Source organism: Bradyrhizobium sp., assembly GCF_049798375.1.
Lineage (GTDB): Bacteria > Pseudomonadota > Alphaproteobacteria > Rhizobiales > Xanthobacteraceae > Bradyrhizobium.
Map to the genome: position 1 here is coordinate 1 of NZ_JBARGP010000740.1, position 2,085 is coordinate 2,085.

Annotated in this window: 1 protein-coding gene; it reads right to left on the reverse strand. The window is 69.7% G+C overall.

All coding sequences use genetic code 11. From position 1 onward, the window contains the following. Positions 1-2,085: ComEC/Rec2 family competence protein (locus WA702_RS28515; protein ID WP_425113883.1), on the reverse strand; the 2,085-nt coding region annotated here is incomplete at both ends.

The window sequence follows — 2,085 nt, forward strand, 5'->3', positions numbered from 1 at the left end:
GCGCCGCGCCAGGGTCGTGTCGAATTCGTTCGCGTCCCTGGCGCCCGGCCACCACGGCCTGATGATGCCGTTCGGCCTGACGGCCGTCACCGTAAACGTTTCGCCGCGCCGCCGCGCGAGCAATGCGCCCTGCTCTGATAGCCGTGTGCGATCGATCGACGCGGCGGCGCAGTCGGCGGGCGCCTGCCAAGAGGTCACGACCAGCGCCGTGCGCACGCAGTCGTCGGCGAGCGCCTCCGGACGCCACGACAGCGCCACCAGCCGGCCATCGGCCATCGGCGCGACGCAGCCCACCTCATCGCAGGAGACGCCATTGCCGAGCGACGGATCGGTCGGCAGCCGCGCATCCGCGTCGGCCGCGAGCCACTCCTTCACGAGAAACACATCCTTGCCCGTGCGCATCAGATGCAGCAGGCCGTCGCGGCCGCGCACCGCGACGTTGCGGCCGTCGCCGGAGACGAGCACCTCAGGCAACGGCGCGGTCGCAGCCCACAAGATGCCGGCCGCAAGCAGCAAGGCGCCCGACCAGCGCAAAGGCGAGCGCAATAGCCCTATCAGGATCAGGCCGAGGCTCATCGCGATCAACGGCCCGGTGCCGAAGGTAGTGACGCGGCCCACCGCACCGGGCAGCGCAGCGACCCAGCGCGTCACCACGATCATCCAATCGATGCCCCATCCCATCAGCGACCAGCACCAGCCATCGAGGCCCAACGGCGCCAGCGCGAGTCCGATCAGGCCCGCCGGCATCACCACCGCCGAGACCACCGGCATCGCGGCGAGATTGGCGAGCACGCCATAGGGCGTGACGCGATGAAAGTGAAACGCGGCATAGGGCGTGGTCGCGAGCCCTGCCACGAAAGATGCCAGCAGCAGCACCATGAGCTCGCGGCCGCCCCACAGCGCGATGCGCCCGGCGAGCGAGCTGTCCGGCGTCGCGAACAGTCTGGGCATGCCGATCTGCACCAGCGCGACGAGGCCGAGCGTGGCTGCGAACGACATCTGGAAGCTCGGATGCACCAGCGCTTCCGGAGCCATGACCAGCACGATCAGCGCGGCCACCGCGAGGGTGCGGAAGGTGATGGCGCGGCGGTCGACCATGACCGCGAGCAGCACCACCGCCGTCATGAAGAACGAACGTTGCGTCGCGACCTCCGCGCCCGACAGCAAAAGGTAGAACGTCGCGGCGACGAGCGCCGCCGCAGCCGCCCATTTCTTGACCGGATGGCTGTCGGCGAGGCCGGGGATCAGCGCGAGCAGCGCGCGGATCACGAAGAACACGACGCCGGCGACGACCGCCATGTGATAGCCGGAGATCGACAGCACGTGGCCGAGCCCGGAGATGAACATGGCATCGTTGACGGGATCGGTGATCGCGTCGCGCCGGCCGGTGAGCAGCGCAGTCGCGATCGCGCGTTCGTCGCCGTCGAGGCGGCCGCGGATCCGCGCGTCGATGCCGTCACGCAAGTCCTGCATGACAGCCGCATAGCGCAGCTTCCATCCGGCTTCCTGCGGTGGCGTCACGATCTTGATCGCGCCCATCGCGAAGCCGGAGGCGCCGATGCCCTGGAAGAACATGTCACGGGCGAAATCGTAGGAGTCCGGCCGCAAGGGTGACAGCGGCGGCATCAGCCGCGCCTTCAACGCGACGAAGCTGCCGACATCGGGCGCGGTACCCTTCTTCACCGACAGCCGGACGCGCGACAGCGTGACATGGCCGCGCGGGCTCTCCATCGTCACGACGCGCAGCACGAAGCGATCGGTGCGCTCGCGGATGTCGCGGGTCTCGATGAAGCCTGTCAGCGCCACCGAATACAGCGCCCGGGCCAGCACGGTGTGGCCGACATGCGCCGTGCGCCAAGTCGCGACGGCAAAGCCGGCCGCCACCGCCGCGACCATCACCGCCGTCACGAACAATCGGTGGCGCCGCAACAGCACCGCGCCGCCGCCGAGCGCCAGCGCGACAAGCGCCGTCACCCATAATACGGGTTCGTGATCGGCGGAGAAGTACAGCGCGATGCCGGCGCCCATGGCGACCGGCACCCAGGGCAGCAGCCGCCCGGCTCCCGCCTCCGCCAGCAGCCATTC